Genomic DNA, 16,651 nt, shown 5'->3' on the forward strand with positions numbered 1-16,651 from the left:
GGGCCTTTCGTCCGGCACGCCGAGAGCACGCACCGGACACCGCGGGCACCGCACAGGACTTTCGAAACACCCCCTAGACGACCGCTCCCCGACCGGGGTCGTCGTCGTCCTCGTCGTCCGACCGCATCCGCATCACCAGCGTGGCGAAGCCGCCCAGGAAGCCGCCGATGCCGAGGGTGGCGAGCCACCAGGTCATGTCCCAGCCGAGCAGCACGGCGAGCAGGAGCAGCACCGGCCCGCCGAGCAGCCCCAGCCAGGCGAACTTCGCGGTCGCGTCGGCGGCGGGCAGCGGCGGCGGCTCCGGCGGTACGAAGTGGCCCTCGTCGTCCTCCTCGGAGTCCTCTTTGGACCCCTCCTCGACCGGCTCGGGCATGCTGTAGTCCCGGGGGCCGCCGACCCCGGGGGCGAAGGCGACGGAGCCGCCCAGCGGCTTCGCGGGCTTGTCCTCCTGGGCCTCCGTGGTCCCCTTCGCGTCCTTGGGGCCCCCGTCGTTCGTCTCGTTCGTCTCGGACTCCAGCAGGGCCAGGTCCTCGACCGACTTGAAGGGCTTGGAGCCGGGCGGGTCGGACGGTTCCTCGCCGTACCCGGCGACGATGGCCGCCCAGGCGGCCTCCTCGTCGAACGGGACGTGCTGCTCGTCCGGCTCGCGGTCCTCGCGCTCCTCACGGTCCTCGCGATCGGAGTCGTGCTCAGCCACGTGCAGCCGTCCCTTCCTTGCCGATGCTGGGTGCCAGGCGGCCGATGAACGCGTAGCTCTCCTCGAAGATCCGGTCCGCCTCGTGGTCCAACGTCGCGACGTGGTAGCTCTGTTCCAGCACGATCTCCTGTACGTCCGTGGATGACACCCGGCTCAGCACGCGCGCGGAGTCGGCGGCCGGCACCACATGGTCCTGGGCGCTGCGCAGAACCAGCAGCGGCTGGGTGACCTGCGGAAGCTCCCCGTCGACCAGCCGGAAGAAGGTCCGCAGGGAGTGCGCGGAGCGCAGCGGCACCCGGTCGTACCCCAGCTCGACGCTGCCCTCCTTGGCGATGTCGTCGGCGATGCCCTTCGTCGTGCGGACGAGGTGACGGACCACCGGCAAGGTGTAGGCGGCCAGTCCGTGCATCCGGTTCGCCGGGTTGACGACCACCAGGCCGCTGACCTCGTCACCGTGCTTGGCCGCGAGCCGGAGCGCGAGTGTGGCACCCATCGACAGGCCCGCCACGAACACCCGCGTGCAGCGCTCGCGCAGGGCCCGCAGCTCGCGGTCCACCTCGGCGTACCAGTCCTGCCAGCCGGTGAGCTGCATGTCCTCCCAGCGGGTGCCGTGGCCGGGCAGCAACGGCAGCGAGACGGTCAGTCCGCGCGCGGCCAGATACTCCGCCCAGGGGCGCAGCGACTGGGGGGAACCGGTGAAGCCGTGACAGAGGAGGACCCCCGTGTCCCCGCCCTCGTGGCGGAACGGCTCGGCTCCAGGGAGGACCGGCACCTTCGGTCTCCTGTTCATGAGAAGGGCGTGAACGAGTCCAGGTGCGGTTAACCGTACGCGACCGCACTGACACCGACCAGGGCCGTCGGGCTGTTTGACAGTGCTCCGGGTTAAGGTCTGACCGACGCACACAGGAGGCACTCGGTTGTTGTACGGCACGATGAAGGTCGCCATCGGAGGGCCGCTGAAGGTCGCCTTCAGGCCCTGGGTGGACGGCTTGGAGAACATTCCCGCCGAGGGCCCCGCCATCCTGGCCAGCAATCACCTGTCGTTCTCCGACTCGTTCTTCCTGCCGGCGGTCCTCGACCGCAAGGTCACCTTCATCGCGAAGGCCGAGTACTTCACCACGCCCGGTGTGAAGGGCCGTCTGACGGCCGCCTTCTTCAAGGGCGTCGGCCAGCTCCCGGTGGACCGTTCGGGCGCGCGCGGCGCGGGCGAGGCGGCCGTCAAGAGCGGCATCGAGGTGCTGGAGCGCGGTGAGCTGTTCGGGATCTACCCGGAGGGCACCCGCTCGCCCGACGGCCGTCTCTACCGGGGCAAGCCCGGCGGCCTCGCGCGCGTGGCGCTCGCCACCGGTGCGCCGGTCATCCCGGTCGCCATGATCGACACGGAGAAGATCCAGCCGCCCGGAAAGGTGATGCCCAAGCTGATGCGGCCGGGCATCCGCATCGGCGAGCCGCTGGACTTCAGCCGCTACCAGGGCATGGAGCACGACCGTTTCGTGCTCCGCGCGCTGACCGACGAGGTCATGTACGAGATCATGAAGCTCTCCGGCCAGGAGTACGTCGACATCTACGCGACCGCCGCCAAGCGGCAGATCGCGGACGCGGCGAAGGCCGAGAGGGAAGCCGAGAAGGCGGCCAAGGCCGCGCTCGCGCAGGCGGCGAAGGAACAGGCTGCGGCGGACCAGGCGGCGAAGGATCAGGCGGCGAAGGATCAGGCCGAGAAGGAGAAGACCGAGTCCTAGGCGACAGCCGGGGGTCGGTCGGGGGTGGGGGACATGGCCAGTCGCGAGAGAGTCATGCGGATGTCGGTCGAGCAGCCGCTGTGGCGTGCGCTCGCCGGCTACCGCGTGCTCACCATGCTGTACGCGGTCGGGTTCTTCGCCACCGCCTACGACGGGTTCGACCGCCCCTGGGTCGCCGTCGTGTACTACTGCGTCCTGTTCGTCTGGACCGTGGCCACCCTGCCCAAGGTCGCGAACGCGGCCAGCTGCACCAAGCGCTTCCTGGCCGCCGACCTCACCGTCGCGCTCACCGGCATCCTGCTCACGCCCTTCGCCGACGCCCACGAACGCATCCAGTCGGGCGGCCCTACGCTGCCGTCGATATGGACCGCGGGTTCCGTGCTGGCCTTCGCCATCAAGGGCGGCTGGCGCTGGGCGGCCGCCGCCTCCACCGCGGTCGCCGTCGCCAATCTCGTCGAGCGGGGCAGCCCCGCCCGGGACACCGTCCACAACGTGATCCTGGTCTGGGTCGCCTCCATTGCCATCGGCTACGTCGTCGAGGTCGCCCGCGCCTCCGAGCGCACCCTCGCCCGCGCCCTGGAGATCGAGGCCGCGACCAGGGAGCGGGAGCGGCTGGCCCGGGACATCCACGACGGCGTGCTCCAGGTGCTGGCGATGGTGCAGCGGCGCGGCGCGGTGATCGGCGGCGAGGCGGCCGCGTTGGGCCGGATGGCGGGTGAGCAGGAGGTCGCGCTGCGGATGCTGGTCTCCGGCGGTCTGGTGCCCGTCTCCCGGGCGTCGGAGGACGCGGCCGAGGGGGCGGTCGTACGGGCCGTCGAGGAGCCGGACGACTCCACCGGCCCTGTCGACCTGCGCGCACTGCTGGCCCCGTACGCCTCCGCCAAGGTCAATCTCGCCGAGCCGGGCGCCGCGGTGCCGCTGCCGCCGGCGGCGGCGAGGGAACTGGCCGCGGCCGTCGGCGCCGCCCTGGACAATGTCCGCAAGCACGCGGGCGAGCACGCGCGCGCGTGGATCCTCGTCGAGGACGAGCCGGGCGAGGTGATCGTGACCGTCCGGGACGACGGCCCCGGCATCCCCGAAGGCCGCCTCGCACAGGCCGAAGGGGAGGGGAGGCTCGGCGTGGCCCTCTCGATCCGGGGCCGGCTGCGCGAACTCGGCGGCAGCGCCGAACTGATCTCGGTGCCCGGCCAGGGCACGGAGGTCGAACTGAAGGTACCGAAGGAGACGAAGTCTTCACGGGGGAAGGCGGAGCAGCGATGACGGACAGCAGCGAGGGCCGGCCGGGGCCGATCAGGGTCATGGTGGTCGACGACCATCCCATGTGGCGCGACGCGGTCGCCCGTGACCTGGGCGAGTCGGGCTTCGAGGTGGTCGCCACCGCGGGCGACGGCGAGCAGGCCGTGCGCCGCGCCAAGGCCGCCGCGCCCGACGTACTGGTGCTGGACCTGAACCTGCCCGCCAAGCCCGGCGTCCAGGTCTGCAAGGAACTCGTCGGCGTCAACCCGGCGTTGCGCGTCCTGGTGCTGTCCGCGAGCGGTGAGCACGCCGACGTGCTGGAGGCGGTGAAGTCCGGCGCGACCGGCTATCTGCTGAAGTCGGCCTCGACGGACGAACTGCTGGACGCGGTCCGCCGTACGGCCGTCGGCGACCCGGTGTTCACGCCCGGCCTGGCCGGTCTGGTCCTCGGCGAGTACCGGCGTCTGGCCGCCGAGCCCGCGCCCGCCCAGGACACCGGCGCGCCCGGAGCCCCGCAGCTCACCGACCGGGAGACCGAGGTGCTGCGCCTGGTCGCCAAGGGCCTGAGCTACAAGCAGATCGCCGAACGCCTGGTCATCTCGCACCGCACGGTCCAGAACCACGTCCAGAACACCCTCGGCAAGCTCCAACTGCACAACCGGGTCGAACTGGTGAGGTACGCGATAGAACGCGGACTCGACGACGAGTAGATCAACTACCTGACATTCCAACGGAATTGTCGTTCCCGCCCATCCCCGTGTGACCTGGATCACTACTAGCGTGATCCCCATCAGGCAACCGCGGCGAAGGGACACTTCCATGCGCGTCGGAGTACTGACCGGAGGCGGCGACTGCCCCGGGCTCAACGCCGTCATCCGGGGCATCGTCCGCAAGGGCGTGCAGGAGTACGGATACGACTTCGTCGGCTTCCGGGACGGCTGGCGAGGACCCCTCGAGAACCGCACCGTGCGTCTGGACATCCCCGCGGTGCGCGGGATCCTGCCCCGCGGCGGCACCATCCTCGGCTCCTCGCGCACCAACCCCCTGAAGCAGGAGGACGGCATCCGCCGTATCAAGGAGAACCTCGCCGAGCAGGAGGTCGGGGCGCTCGTCGTGATCGGCGGCGAGGACACCCTCGGCGTCGCCGCCCGGCTGTCCGACGAGTACGACGTGCCCTGCGTCGGCGTGCCGAAGACGATCGACAACGACCTCTCCGGCACCGACTACACCTTCGGCTTCGACACGGCCGTCGGCATCGCCACGGAGGCGATCGACCGGCTGCACACCACCGCCGAGTCCCACATGCGCGTCCTGGTCTGCGAGGTCATGGGCCGGCACGCGGGCTGGATCGCCCTCCACTCCGGCCTGGCCGGCGGCGCCAACGTCATCCTCATCCCCGAACAGCGCTTCGACGTCGAGCAGGTGTGCGCCTGGGTGACCTCCCGCTTCAAGGCCTCGTACGCCCCCATCGTGGTCGTCGCCGAGGGCGCGATGCCCAAGGACGGCGACATGGTCCTCAAGGACGGGTCACTGGACTCCTTCGGGCATGTGAGGCTGTCCGGCGTCGGCGAGTGGCTGGCCAAGGAGATCGAGCGACGCACCGGCAAGGAGGCCCGCACCACGGTCCTCGGGCACATCCAGCGCGGCGGCACGCCCAGCGCCTTCGACCGCTGGCTCGCCACCCGCTTCGGCCTGCACGCCATCGAGGCCGTCCGCGACGGCGACTTCGGCAAGATGGTCGCCCTGCGCGGCACGGACATCGTGCGGGTCCCGATCGCGGAGGCGACGGCCCGGCTGAAGACGGTGGATCCGAAGCTGTACGAGGAGGTCGGGGTGTTCTTCGGCTGAACCCGTCCGGCGCTGTCGGCTTGTGGGTCGCATAGTCGGCCCACAAGCGCGCGTCCTGGAGATCCTCGCGGCCGGCGGCACGCGGATGGTGACGCAGCGCGGTCGCCGAACGCCTCGGCATGACGGTCGCCAGGGTCTCGTCCGCGCCTCCACCCGCACCCGCGACTTCGGCTTCCGTCTCGACCGCCTGACGGGCCGCGACCCGCACGGCCGCACCGCGGGCGTCCCCGGCACCGGCAAGATCGGCGAGGCCTTGGCCCGGATCGCCCACGGCTTCGGCAAGGAGCAGCACACCAGGCTGAGGGCGCCGTCGGCCGGTCGACGGCGCCCTCAATACACCGCGTGCTCGACTACACCGCCGGCCGCCGCTCCGAGAACGTGCTGGTGCCGCGCAGCTGGCCCACCAGCTCCCGTACGACGGCCGCGCCGTTCAGCGTGAGCACGGACTCCGGGTGGAACTGCACGCCCGCGACTGCACTCCTGGGCGCGCCTCCGGCACGACGTGGCCCGCGCAGCGCGTGCACCTCGCCGGTGTCGCTCCGGCTCACCTCGATGTCGTGCGCCGACAGTTCGACGAGCGCGTCGTCGTCGCAGCGCGCCACGAAGCTGTTGTAGAAGCCGACGGTCTCGCGCCGCCCGAACAGGTCGATCTCCGTCTGCGCCCCCTGGTACGGCACTTCCTTGCGTACGATCTCCAGCCCCAGCTCGGCCGCGATCAGCTCGTGCCCGAGGCAGACGCCGAGCACGCCGTGCCGGTTGTCCCGGATGGCCTCGGCGGTCAGCGCGCGCAGGAACCGCATCTTGGGGTCGGCGGTGTCGCAGGGGTCGCCCGGTCCGGGGCCGAGGACGACCGGCCCCTCGTGCGCGCGGACGGCCTCCGCCAGGCCGGGCTCGTCGTAGCGCCGGACGGTCACCTCCAGGCCGCTGGATCGCAGGACGTGCGCGAGCATCGCCGTGAAGGTGTCCTCCCCGTCGATGACGAGGGCATGCCCGGCCAGTTCCTCCGACCGCTCCTGCATCCGCAGCCAGAACGGCGCCAGCGAGGCCCGGCGCCCGTCCAGCGCGGCCCGCACCCGGGGGTCGTCGGCCAGCGGGGGGCGCGTGTGCTCCGTACGCGGCCTGGACGGCCGTACGCCCAACGCGGCCAGCACCCCCGCCGCCTTCGCGTGTGTCTCCGCGACCTCGCCCGCCGGGTCCGAGCCGCGCACCAGCGTGGCGCCGACCGGCACCCGCAGCCGCCCGGCCGCGTCGATGTCGGCGGTGCGGATGAGGATGGGGGAGTCCAGGGTCTGGGCGCCGCCCGAGTCCCTGCCGATGAGCGCCAGGGCACCGGCGTAGTAGCCCCGCCCGCCGACCTCGTGCCGCTCGATGACCCGGCAGGCGTTCTGCACCGGCGAGCCGGTGACGGTCGCTGCGAACATGGTCTCCTTCAGTACCTCGCGCACGTCCAGCGAGGACTTCCCGCGCAGCTCGTACTCGGTGTGTGCGAGGTGCGCCATCTCCTTCAAGCGGGGCCCGATCACGACCCCGCCCATGTCGCCGACGGTGCACATCATCTTGAGCTCCTCGTCGACGACCATCGACAGCTCCTCGATCTCCTTGCCGTCGGCGAGGAAGTCGAGCAGATGCTCGGGGGTGGGGCCTTCGGCCGGATAGCGGTACGTCCCGCTGATCGGGTTCATCACGACGGTCCCGCCGGACATCCGCACATGCACCTCGGGACTGGCCCCGACCAGCGTGCGGTCCCCGGTGTGCACGACGAACGTCCAGTACGCGCCCCGCTCACCCACGAGCAGCCGCCGGAACAGCGCCAGCGCGTCGGCCCTCGCGAACCCCGGGATCGAGCCCTCGTACGTCCGCCGGATCACGAAGTTCGCGCCCTCGCCGGCGCCGATCTCCTCCCGCAGCACCCGCCCGACGATCTGCGCGTACTCCTCGTCGGCCACGTCGAAGCCGCCGTCCTCGACCCGCACCTCGTGCGCCGGGAGCTGCGCGAGGGCTACGGCGAGCGGGATCTCGTACGTCTCCTCCGGCGTGAGCACCGACAGGGGCGTCCCGTCGTCGCGGACGTCGAAACCGCGCTCGCGGATCTGCCGGAAGGGGACGAGGGCCAGGCCGTGCTCGGGGAGGTCGGCGAGGCGGTCGTGCGTGCTGACCGGGCCGAGCAGGACCTCGACCGTGTCGTGGTCGTGGCCCGGGGTGCGGCGGCGCAGCAGGGCGAAGGGACGGGGATCGGCCAGCAGGTCGAGCAGGTTCATCGGTCGTGTTCCTTCTGGGAAGGAGAGACGACCTCAGCGCCGGAAACACCGAAGGCCGCCCCTCGGGCGGCCTTCGCGAAGTCTTGCGTACGCGCAGTCAGTGGGCCGCCGGATGAGCGGTCCACCACCAGGTCTGGGTCGAATGCGCGAACATGCGAGGCACCCTACCCCACGCGCACCTGGGCGTGCGGGTGTCTCACCTGTCGAGCCGCACGAAAATCACTCGACACGACCCCGTAATGTTGAGGACGTGACCGTGAACGCTAAGACCAGCGCCAGCGCTGGCAACACCTGGCGAGACCTGCCCGCGGCGCAGCAGCCCGAGTACCCCGACACCGAGGCTCTGCGCGCAGTGATCGCGGACCTCGAGTCGTATCCGCCACTCGTCTTCGCGGGCGAGTGCGACCAGCTGCGCGCCCGACTGGCGGCCGTCGCCAAGGGAGAGGCGTTCCTCCTCCAGGGCGGCGACTGCGCCGAGGCCTTCGACGCGGTGTCCGCCGACCACATCCGCAACAAGCTCAAGACGCTGCTCCAGATGGGCGCCGTGCTGACGTACGCCGGCTCCGTGCCGGTGGTGAAGGTGGGCCGGATCGCCGGCCAGTACTCCAAGCCGCGCTCCAAGGGCACCGAGACCCGTGACGGCGTGACCCTGCCGACGTACCGCGGCGACTCGGTCAACGGCTTCGACTTCAACGAGGCCGCCCGCATCCCGGACCCCGAGCGGCTGAAGCGGATGTACAACGCCTCCGCCTCCACGCTCAACCTGGTGCGCGCCTTCACCACCGGCGGCTACGCCGACCTGCGCCAGGTGCATGCCTGGAACCAGGACTTCGTGAAGTCGTCCCCCTCCGGCCAGCGCTACGAGCAGCTGGCCCGCGAGATCGACCAGGCGCTGAACTTCATGCACGCCTGCGGGGCCGACCCGGAGGAGTTCAAGACGGTCGAGTTCTACTCCTCGCACGAGGCGCTGCTGCTCGACTACGAGTCGGCGCTGACCAGGGTCGACTCCCGCACCGGGCACCTGTACGACGTGTCGGCGCACATGGTGTGGATCGGTGAGCGCACCCGGCAGCTGGACCACGCGCACATCGAGTTCGCCTCGCAGATCCGCAACCCGATCGGCATCAAGCTCGGCCCGACGACCACGGCCGAGGAGGCGCTGCAGTACATCGAGCGCCTGGACCCCGACCGCGAGCCGGGCCGGCTGACCTTCATCGTCCGCATGGGCGCCGACAAGGTCCGCGACAAGCTGCCCGAGCTGGTGGAGAAGGTCACCGCCTCGGGCGCGACGGTGGCCTGGATCACCGACCCGATGCACGGCAACACCTACGAGGCGGCCTCCGGCCACAAGACCCGCCGCTTCGACGACGTGCTCGACGAGGTCAAGGGCTTCTTCGAGGTCCACAAGTCCCTCGGCACCCACCCGGGCGGCATCCATGTCGAGCTCACCGGTGACGACGTCACCGAGTGCGTGGGCGGCGGCGACGAGATCTTCGTCGACGACCTGCACCAGCGCTACGAGACGGCCTGCGACCCGCGGCTGAACCGCAGCCAGTCCCTCGACCTGGCGTTCCTCGTCGCGGAGATGTACCGCGACCAGTAGCAGATCACCAGCGGGCGCACCTGTTACAGGAGCGTGGAGTGGGGCGTGGATCACATACGATCCGCGCCCCACTCCACTTTTGCGGGCCCCTCGTGACGGGTAAGGTTAGGTTAGCCTTATTGATCTCGGCGGGAGGTGAACCGCGTGTTCGTGTGCAACTGCTTCGGAGTGACCGAAGCGCAGGTCCAGCAGCACGCGGACAACGGCGCCTGCACGCCCCGCCAGATCGCCTCCGCCTGCAAGGCCGGCACGGACTGCGGATCCTGCGTCCGCCGGATCCAGGCGATCCTCGGCCGAGGCGCGTGCCCCCGGCCGGCCCACCAGAGCGGGCCGGTCCTCTCCGGGCTCGCGGACGTCGAGACGCTCGCCGACGTCGAAGCGCTCGGGGAAGCCGACGTGCTCGAGGAAGCCGCCTGAGTCTGGTCGGTGCCGCCTGAGTCTGGTCGGTTCAGCTCTCCGGCTGTTCGATCAGCTGGGCGAGGTAGAGCGCCTCACCGAGCTTCTCCAGCAGTTCCAGCTGGGTGTCGAGGTAATCGATGTGGTGCTCCTCGTCCTCGAGGATCGACTCGAAGATGTTCGCGGAGGTGATGTCGCCCTTGTTCCGCATCACCTCGACGCCGCGCTTGAGCCGGTCGATGGCCTCCACCTCGATCTGCCGGTCGGCCTCGAACATCTCCTTGACCGTCTGTCCCACGCGGACGTGGAAGAGGCGCTGGTAGTTCGGCAGCCCGTCCAGGAACAGGATCCGGTCGGTGAGCACCTCGGCGTGCTTCATCTCGTCGAAGGACTCGGCCCGCGTGTACTTCGCGAGCTTGGTCCAGCCGAAGTTCTCCTGCATCTTCGCGTGCAGAAAGTACTGGTTGATCGCGGTGAGCTCGGCGGTCAGCTGCTCGTTGAGAAACTCGATGACCTCGGGGTCGCCCTGCATCGCAGAGGCTCCTTCCACACGGTGAACTGGCAGGTGGCTCCGCATCCTTGCACCGGTGACGAAGATCGTCCAGTAAGTCTTCACTTAGTAAGTAAGGGCATGCTTAGTTCCATTTGCCCGATTTGGATGGGGGTTGGTCATGTGCACTGCCCCGGGTCTGTCAGGATGGAGTCATGGGTCAGCCGGTGGAACGCGAGTCGGGAGATGCGGCACACTCCGAGCTTCCGCCGGGGCAACGACTGCAGCGTGGCTGGCCGGTCACCCACTACGGCCCGGTCCCCAAGTTCCGCCCGGAACGCTGGGAGTTCCGGGTCTTCGGCGCCACCGCGGACGGCGAGAAGCACTGCTGGAACCACGAGGAGTTCACGGCCCTGCCGTACACCAGCGTCGTGGGCGATCTGCACTGCGTCACGAAGTTCAGCATGCTCGGCGCCGAGTGGGGCGGCATCCCCGCGCGGACCATCCTGGACATCGCCCCGCCCGCCCCGGCCGTCACCCATGTGATGGTGTGGGCGGAGTACGGATTCAGCTCGAACCTGCGGCTGTCCGACTTCGCGTCCGACCGCGCGATCTTCGCCACCCACAAGGACGGCGAACTGCTGACAGCGGAGCACGGCTTCCCGCTGCGACTGGTCGTTCCCCATCTGTACGCGTGGAAGGGCCCCAAGTGGGTCAGGGGCGTGGAGTACATGACAGCCGACCGCCGCGGCTTCTGGGAGGAGCGCGGCTACCACAACGTCGGCGACCCCTGGAGCGAGCAGCGCTACTCCTATCAGGAGGGGCCCGGGGAGGGTCCCGAGCTCTGACTCGCTGTCCTGACGCAAGGGCGCGATACCGGCGGGGGTATTCCAGTCGAGGGTCGGCGGCTTCATTCCGGTAACGAGGGCGATTCTCCGTGGCCGTAGCGCTACTCTGGGTCCCCTGCCAGGGCGGGTGCCGCCGGGCTGATGCGGAACCGCGGAGCTCTCCCGGTTCCGCTTGCGGGGCGGTCGGGGGAAACGGTCGGGGGACGACGGTGGGTCTGTTCGGAGAGCGGCATACCTTCATGGAGGGTCTCGGTCCGGCGGACCGCGAGGCCCTGACGGGCTTAGGCACCCGGCACGACTACCCGCCGCACGAGACGGTGCTCGCCGAGGGCGACCGCACCACGTTCGCGGTGGTCCTGCTGCGCGGCTGGTGCACGGTGTGGACACCGACCGAACGCGGCAGCCGGCTGATACTGGCGCTCCGAAGAGCCGGCGAGGTCGTCGGCGACATGGCGGCGCTCGACGGCCGCCCGCGCAGTGCCTCGGTCAGCGCGCTCGGCCCGGTGACCGGACTGGCCGTGGCCGGTGAACGCTTCCGCTGGTTCCTGGCCTCGCGGCCGCACGCGAACGCGCTGATGATGAGCCAGCTCACCGAGCGCCTGCGCAGCGCCGACCACGAGCGCCGGGCGCTGGCCTCCATGACCGTGCTGCAACGGCTCGCGCAGCGCCTGGTCGAACTCGCCGACCGTACCGGCCGAGTGGAGAACGAGGTCGTGACCCTCCGGCTGCCCCTGGCCCAGCACGAGCTGGCCGCGTCCGTGGGATCCACCCGCGAGGCCGTGGCCAAGGCCCTGCGCCTGCTGCGCGAACAGGGCCTGGTGCGGACCGGACCCGGCACGCTCGCCGTGGCCGACCTGGCCCCGCTCCGCCTGCTCGCCGCCGGGCACCACCACGGCACCGACACCTAGAAGCACCGGAGTCCCGCGCTGTGTAAACGGCTACAGCGGTGACGCGTCGACTCCGCGAGCATTCGGGGAGCCCGCGTCCGGCGGGACGGCAGGGAGGAGAAAGCCATGGAGCAGGAAGCCGCGTACGGCTTCGTCATCAATGTGGACGCGCAGGGCTCCGGCCTGCTGTCCGACACCGAGAAACCGGAGATGCGCAGCAGACTCTACGAGGTCACGGGCGCCGCCTTCGAACAGGCGGACATCCGAGCGCCCCGTCTCTACCAGGAGGACCGCGGCGACGGCATCCTCACCGTGCTCGCGCCCGACGTACCGCCGCGCCGGGTGGTGGGGGAGTGGCTGGAGTACCTCCACCAGAACCTGCGGGAGATCAACCGCGGACGTCAGACCCCGCTGCGGCTGCGCGCGGGACTGCACATCGGCCCGGTCACGGCCGACGCCCACGGCCGCTCCGGCCGTGCCGTCGACCTGGCCTGTCGGCTGGGCGACTGCGACACCGCGAAGGCGATCCTCGTGGCCGCGTCCGCCGCCCCCTTGGTCGTGGTCGCCTCCGACCGGCTGTTCGAGGACGTCATCCGGTCCGGTGGCCGCTGGGTGGAGCCCGAGCACTACCGCCGTCACGACGTCGACCTCAAGGAGGGCCGCCGTGCCGCATGGTTCATGGTTCCGGGCCTGCCCCGACCGCCCGAACCGGCGTCGCCGCAGGCGGGCAGCGGATCGCAGCCACAACCGGAGAGCACCGGCGCCGGCGTGGTCCAGTACAACCACCACCACGGCAGCGGCGAGTTCATCGTCGGCGGTCACATCGACACCATCAACATCGGCCGGTCCGGCGGCGACCGGTGAACGCGCAGAACCCGGCGCCCCCGGGACCGCAGCCGGGCGGCCCCAAGCCGCAGGCCCAGGCCGAGCCCCAGGCCGAGTCGGCCGCTCAGGGGTCCGAACCGGCCCAGCCGGACGTCATCGGCGGCCCCGCCGCCGACCCGCTCGGCGGAGAGACGCTGCCCGGAGCCGCGGCCGCCGCCTCCCGTGTCTACCGCTCCACCCTGTCCTCGCACGGGTCCGGCACCGTCATCAGCTCCGGGTCCGTCTCGGCCATCAACTTCTACGGCGAGCGGGCGGGGGAGCGCCTGCTCGCCGGACCGCTCCCCGACGACGAACTGCGCAGACTGCGCCGGGTCTTCCAGGAACCGGAGGAGTACGGCGCGTACCGGGACCGGTTACGGGCCGGGCGGCTCCTGGTGCTGTTCGGACAGCCCGGCACCGGCCGCGCCTACACCGCCCTGTCCCTGCTGGACGACCTGACCCGCGGTCATGTCTCCCGGCTCGACCCGCGCACCGATCTGGACACCCTGGACGACACCCAGATCGGCGAGGGCCACGGCTACGCGCTGGAACCCGCCGTCGCCGGACTGCCCGACGAGACCGGTCTCGACCGGCTCTGCGAACTGCTCGGCAAGAAGGAGGCGTACGCGGTCCTGCTGGCCGCCCCCGAACCGGGTGACGTGCTCGCCCGGGCCGGCCGCTACCACCGCGCCCACCTCCCGGCGCCCGCCGACGCCGTACTGGAGAAACACCTTGCCGCCGAACTCGACGGCGCGCCCGAGGAGTCCCACGACCGCGTCCGCGCGATGGCACTGGACCCCGCGGTGGAGGAGGCGAGAGGGCTCGACGAACTGCTGCCCGCCGAGGCGGCCCGGTTCGCGAAGCTGCTCGCCCAGCACGCCCGGGACGAGCTGTCGTACGACCAACTCCTCGCCGAATGCCGCAAGTTCGCCGAGGACCAGGCCGCCGAGTGGTTCGCCGGGGGCGTCCGCTCCGAGACCCCGGAGCGGCTGCGGGACGCCGCCTACCGCATCGCCCTCGCCGTGCTCGACGGTGCCTCGCTGAGCGCCGTGGCCGAGGCCGCCGAGATCCTGGCCTGGGAACTCGCCGTGACCGTCGATCCGGAGGCCACCCCGGGCCGTCCGCTGTTCAGCGACGGGGTCGACGCCCGGCTGGTCTCCGCCCGCGCGACGGCCGAACTCGGCGTGGAGCAGATCGGCGACGAGGACGTGCCGGTGCGCACGGTGCGGTTCAGGGGCGAGGCCCTCGCGCCCGCCGTCCTCGGCCACCTGTGGCAGCACCGGCACAACGTACGCGGGCCCGTGCTGCGCTGGCTGGCCGGACTGTGTGAGGACCCCCGACCCGAGGTCTGGGTGCGCGCCGCCGTGGCGGCCGGCCAGTTGTGCCGGCTGGACTGCGTGCACACGGTGCACGAACTCGTCCAGCCCATGGGCCAGGCCGACCAGGCCCGCCGCCGGCTCTTCGCCGCCACCGTGCTCGACGTGGCCCTCGCCTCCCCGGAGGTCGGCACCGCGATCCGGGCCCTGGTCGGCCACTGGGCACGTCAGGGCGACGAGCGGCTGCGCTGGACGGCGGGCGCCGTGCTCGGCCGGGGCCGTGCGACCGCCACGGTCCGCGAGGCGCTGGACCTGCTCGGCGCGATCGGCGTCTGGGACGAGGGCAAACTGCGGGCCGACGCGGCCGTCCAGGTGGCCCACCTGGCCGGTGTCCACGCCGACGCGCTCACCTGCCGCCGGATCCGCGCCTGGCTGTCCGACGAACGACGGCACCAGCAGGACCTCGGTCTGCAGACCACGGTCCTGCTCGCCGCCGTCACCGTGGTCGACCTGTGGAACCAGCACCCCGACCTGGAGGGCTACGGCGACTGGCCGCTGATGCTGGCCCTCGCCACCGCCCGGCCCGCCCTGGCCCCGGAACTCGCCGGACTGCTGTGGACGGCGCTGCAGACCGGGCGGTCCTACGACGCGGCCATCGAGGCCCTGGCCGACTGGGTGCGGGGATCGGCCGACAAGCCGTGGGCCGACGCGCTGGAGCGGTTCCTGCCGCTGCTCGTGCACAGCCACGACGACCGGCGCCGGCTGCTGTCACTGATCAAGGAACTGTCCGAAGACCCCGACCAACCACTGAACGAACAGCAGGTCCGCCGTCTGTGGGGGGCGGTCCAGGGAGCGAGTACGCCATGACGCACAACCAGTGGGGCCGGCCGTGGCCGCCCCAGGACGAGGAGTTCGTCCTCCCGCACGACCTCAGAGGGCCCTTCATCCGGGAGTTCGCCCCGCAGGCGGCCTACCGGCACCGCAACAGCCAGGTCGCCTCGGTGCTCTACTACAAGAACGGCGGGCACAGCATCATCACCGTCCGGGGCGCCGAGCACAACAACAAGCCGATGATGGGCAAGCCCACCTCGGTGTGCTGGATCGCCCGCGGACAGCACCAGGCCTCCTTCCAGCTGGAACTGCCCACCTACGGCGACCGGTCCAGGTTCAAGGCCGGTGCCGACGTCAACTGGGAGGTCAGTGACTTCTACCTGGCCGCCGAGAAGCGGGTCGTCGACGTGGAGCGGATGCTCCGCCCGCCGCTGGAGGCCCGGCTGCGCGGCGTCAGCCGTCGCTACGGCCTGGACTCGGCGCAGCAGGTCGACGAGGCGATCCAGGACGAGCTGGCCAGCGGCCGGTGGAGCGGCTTCGGCGCCGACCTCGGCCTGGCCACCCAGGTCTTCATCCGGATCGATCTGGGCCAGGCGGCCGCCGACCACCAGGCGCAGATGGTCGCGGTGGAGAAGGGCAGCAAGGTCCAGGAGGCCATCGACTCCGCCAACAAGGCGCGCATCGCGGCGAACATCGACGACGCGCAGAAGCTGATCGCGGCGGGCGAGACCTTCCAGTACGCCACGATGCTGGCGCAGGACCCGGGCCGGGCGAACGAGATCCTGGGCGAACTCCAGCGCCAGGCCCGTGAACAGCGCCACGGTGCCCTGGACTACCTGACGAACCTGATCAACCAGGGCGTGGTCCAGCGCCACCAGATCGACGACCAGGTGCAGGCTCTCATCGAGTACAGCCGTTCGGTCTCCACCACGGTCTTTCCGAACGGGCTGCCGCAGGCTCCGACCTCGTTGCCGATACCGCCGATGCCGGCCGTTCCGCCGGCGCCCGCGGACGACGCTCCGGCCATCCCGCCCGCCCCGCCGAACGACACGGTCCCGGGGCAGAGTCAGAGTCAGGGCGTGCAGGACGCCGCGGGTCCGGGAGCGCGTGAGTGAGTCCGACGACCGAAACGGACGCCGCCGCGCAGTACGTTGCCGAGCGGCTGCTGCTGACCGTGCGCGAGGACCTGGGCAGGGCGGACGTGAAGGCGTCCGTCCTGCTCTCCGGAGCCGTGGCGGTGCCCGCGCTGATCATCGGCAAGGGGGCGCCGACCGACGTCTCCGGCGTGGCCGCGGTGTTCCTCGCGGCCGGCGGAGCGCTGTGGGCGGCCGGCACGCTGCTGCTGCTCGCGGTGATCGTGCCCCGCACCGGCACGGTCCGTGCGATGGCGGGCCCGACCTTCTACGCCGACGGGCTGGGCAGCCCGGATCTCGAGGTGCTGGGCCGCGCCGCCGCCGAGGCGGGCGCCGACCGGGTGCGCTGGCTGCTGACCCAGTTCCAGGACGTCAGCGTCATCCTCTCGGCGAAGTACCGCTGGCTGCGGTGGTCGATGACGCTGCTCGGCGTCGGACTGGCGCTGGCCGCCGCACCGTTGGCGGCGGGCTGAGACAGGGACGTGGCGGACGGCGGCCGATCGCT

17 protein-coding genes and 1 pseudogene are annotated in these 16,651 nt (G+C 71.2%); 13 read left to right on the forward strand and 5 right to left on the reverse strand.

Translation table 11 applies throughout. The annotated features are described in order from the left end of the window. Positions 1–73: 73 nt before the first annotated feature. Entirely contained in the window at positions 74–697 is a 624-nt protein-coding gene (locus AC5P09_RS33010) for a hypothetical protein (RefSeq protein ID WP_493877391.1), read from the reverse strand. Further along, a complete protein-coding gene (locus tag AC5P09_RS33015; RefSeq protein ID WP_493877445.1) occupies positions 690–1,469 on the reverse strand; it encodes an alpha/beta hydrolase in 780 nt (259 codons plus the stop codon). The genes AC5P09_RS33010 and AC5P09_RS33015 overlap by 8 nt, the downstream gene beginning before the upstream one ends. Before the next feature lie 160 nt (positions 1,470–1,629). On the opposite strand from AC5P09_RS33015, the gene AC5P09_RS33020 reads away from it, so the two are divergent. From AC5P09_RS33020 to AC5P09_RS33040, 5 genes and pseudogenes are all read left to right on the forward strand, one after another. After that, entirely contained in the window at positions 1,630–2,436 is an 807-nt protein-coding gene (locus tag AC5P09_RS33020; protein ID WP_493877446.1) for a lysophospholipid acyltransferase family protein, read from the forward strand. 33 nt (positions 2,437–2,469) lie between these two features. Then, a complete protein-coding gene (gene macS, locus AC5P09_RS33025) occupies positions 2,470–3,696 on the forward strand; it encodes a MacS family sensor histidine kinase (protein WP_493877392.1) in 1,227 nt (408 codons plus the stop codon). Further along, positions 3,693–4,382 (forward strand): response regulator, encoded by a 690-nt coding sequence (locus AC5P09_RS33030; protein ID WP_493877393.1) that lies wholly within the window; start codon positions 3,693–3,695, stop codon positions 4,380–4,382. Before macS ends, AC5P09_RS33030 begins: the two co-directional genes overlap by 4 nt. Before the next feature lie 109 nt (positions 4,383–4,491). Beyond that, positions 4,492–5,520, forward strand: a complete 1,029-nt coding sequence (locus AC5P09_RS33035; RefSeq protein ID WP_493877394.1) for a 6-phosphofructokinase — start codon at positions 4,492–4,494, stop codon at positions 5,518–5,520. Between the two features lie 46 nt (positions 5,521–5,566). Then, positions 5,567–5,800, forward strand: a pseudogene (locus AC5P09_RS33040) (NAD(P)-dependent oxidoreductase); the annotation flags it as partial. A 70-nt stretch (positions 5,801–5,870) separates the two neighbouring features. Here AC5P09_RS33040 and AC5P09_RS33045 read toward each other — a convergent pair. Then, the gene (locus tag AC5P09_RS33045) at positions 5,871–7,778 is read right to left on the reverse strand and encodes an anthranilate synthase family protein (protein WP_493877395.1); all 1,908 of its coding nucleotides are present in this window, start codon (positions 7,776–7,778) and stop codon (positions 5,871–5,873) included. A 97-nt stretch (positions 7,779–7,875) separates the two neighbouring features. Then, the gene (locus AC5P09_RS33050; protein WP_073723848.1) at positions 7,876–7,932 is read right to left on the reverse strand and encodes a trp operon leader peptide; all 57 of its coding nucleotides are present in this window, start codon (positions 7,930–7,932) and stop codon (positions 7,876–7,878) included. Positions 7,933–8,028: 96 nt separating this feature from the next. On the opposite strand from AC5P09_RS33050, the gene AC5P09_RS33055 reads away from it, so the two are divergent. Both AC5P09_RS33055 and AC5P09_RS33060 read left to right on the forward strand, forming a co-directional pair. Next, positions 8,029–9,381 carry a class II 3-deoxy-7-phosphoheptulonate synthase gene (locus AC5P09_RS33055; protein ID WP_493877396.1) on the forward strand — a complete coding sequence of 451 codons (1,353 nt, stop codon included), beginning with the start codon at positions 8,029–8,031 and terminating at the stop codon, positions 9,379–9,381. A 135-nt stretch (positions 9,382–9,516) separates the two neighbouring features. Next, the gene (locus tag AC5P09_RS33060) at positions 9,517–9,798 is read left to right on the forward strand and encodes a (2Fe-2S)-binding protein (protein WP_493877397.1); all 282 of its coding nucleotides are present in this window, start codon (positions 9,517–9,519) and stop codon (positions 9,796–9,798) included. A gap of 31 nt (positions 9,799–9,829) precedes the next feature. Here AC5P09_RS33060 and bfr read toward each other — a convergent pair whose 3' ends face one another. Next, complete coding sequence (bfr, locus tag AC5P09_RS33065; protein WP_493877398.1) at positions 9,830–10,309, reverse strand: bacterioferritin; 480 nt, start codon at positions 10,307–10,309, stop codon at positions 9,830–9,832. Positions 10,310–10,482: 173 nt separating this feature from the next. Here bfr and AC5P09_RS33070 point away from each other — a divergent pair, with 173 nt between their 5' ends. From AC5P09_RS33070 to AC5P09_RS33095, 6 genes are all read left to right on the forward strand, one after another. Further along, positions 10,483–11,115, forward strand: coding sequence for a sulfite oxidase-like oxidoreductase (locus tag AC5P09_RS33070; RefSeq protein ID WP_493877399.1), 633 nt, complete (start codon positions 10,483–10,485; stop codon positions 11,113–11,115). Positions 11,116–11,324: 209 nt separating this feature from the next. Then, positions 11,325–12,023, forward strand: a complete 699-nt coding sequence (locus AC5P09_RS33075) for a Crp/Fnr family transcriptional regulator (RefSeq protein WP_266440888.1) — start codon at positions 11,325–11,327, stop codon at positions 12,021–12,023. Positions 12,024–12,128: 105 nt separating this feature from the next. Further along, the gene (locus AC5P09_RS33080) at positions 12,129–12,866 is read left to right on the forward strand and encodes a nucleotidyl cyclase domain-containing protein (protein WP_493877400.1); all 738 of its coding nucleotides are present in this window, start codon (positions 12,129–12,131) and stop codon (positions 12,864–12,866) included. Continuing rightward, on the forward strand, positions 12,863–15,049 hold the full coding sequence (locus AC5P09_RS33085) for a hypothetical protein (protein WP_493877401.1): 2,187 nt from the start codon (positions 12,863–12,865) through the stop codon (positions 15,047–15,049). Before AC5P09_RS33080 ends, AC5P09_RS33085 begins: the two co-directional genes overlap by 4 nt. After that, positions 15,046–16,128 carry a hypothetical protein gene (locus AC5P09_RS33090; protein WP_493877402.1) on the forward strand — a complete coding sequence of 361 codons (1,083 nt, stop codon included), beginning with the start codon at positions 15,046–15,048 and terminating at the stop codon, positions 16,126–16,128. Before AC5P09_RS33085 ends, AC5P09_RS33090 begins: the two co-directional genes overlap by 4 nt. Beyond that, complete coding sequence (locus AC5P09_RS33095) at positions 16,125–16,619, forward strand: Pycsar system effector family protein (protein WP_493877403.1); 495 nt, start codon at positions 16,125–16,127, stop codon at positions 16,617–16,619. Before AC5P09_RS33090 ends, AC5P09_RS33095 begins: the two co-directional genes overlap by 4 nt. The last annotated feature ends 32 nt before the right edge of the window (positions 16,620–16,651 follow it).

It is taken from the genome of Streptomyces sp. a15 (assembly GCF_059026085.1).

Excerpts from the sequence above, each read along its gene's own strand:
- macS (WP_493877392.1), top strand. The coding sequence starts at position 2,470 with ATGGCCAGTCGCGAGAGAGTCATGCGGATGTCGGTCGAGCAGCCGCTG.
- bfr (WP_493877398.1), bottom strand. The coding sequence starts at position 10,309 with ATGCAGGGCGACCCCGAGGTCATCGAGTTTCTCAACGAGCAGCTGACC.
- AC5P09_RS33030 (WP_493877393.1), top strand. The coding sequence starts at position 3,693 with ATGACGGACAGCAGCGAGGGCCGGCCGGGGCCGATCAGGGTCATGGTG.
- AC5P09_RS33020 (WP_493877446.1), top strand. The coding sequence starts at position 1,630 with ATGAAGGTCGCCATCGGAGGGCCGCTGAAGGTCGCCTTCAGGCCCTGG.
- AC5P09_RS33080 (WP_493877400.1), top strand. The coding sequence starts at position 12,129 with ATGGAGCAGGAAGCCGCGTACGGCTTCGTCATCAATGTGGACGCGCAG.
- AC5P09_RS33090 (WP_493877402.1), top strand. The coding sequence starts at position 15,046 with ATGACGCACAACCAGTGGGGCCGGCCGTGGCCGCCCCAGGACGAGGAG.
- AC5P09_RS33070 (WP_493877399.1), top strand. The coding sequence starts at position 10,483 with ATGGGTCAGCCGGTGGAACGCGAGTCGGGAGATGCGGCACACTCCGAG.
- AC5P09_RS33045 (WP_493877395.1), bottom strand. The coding sequence starts at position 7,778 with ATGAACCTGCTCGACCTGCTGGCCGATCCCCGTCCCTTCGCCCTGCTG.
- AC5P09_RS33035 (WP_493877394.1), top strand. The coding sequence starts at position 4,492 with ATGCGCGTCGGAGTACTGACCGGAGGCGGCGACTGCCCCGGGCTCAAC.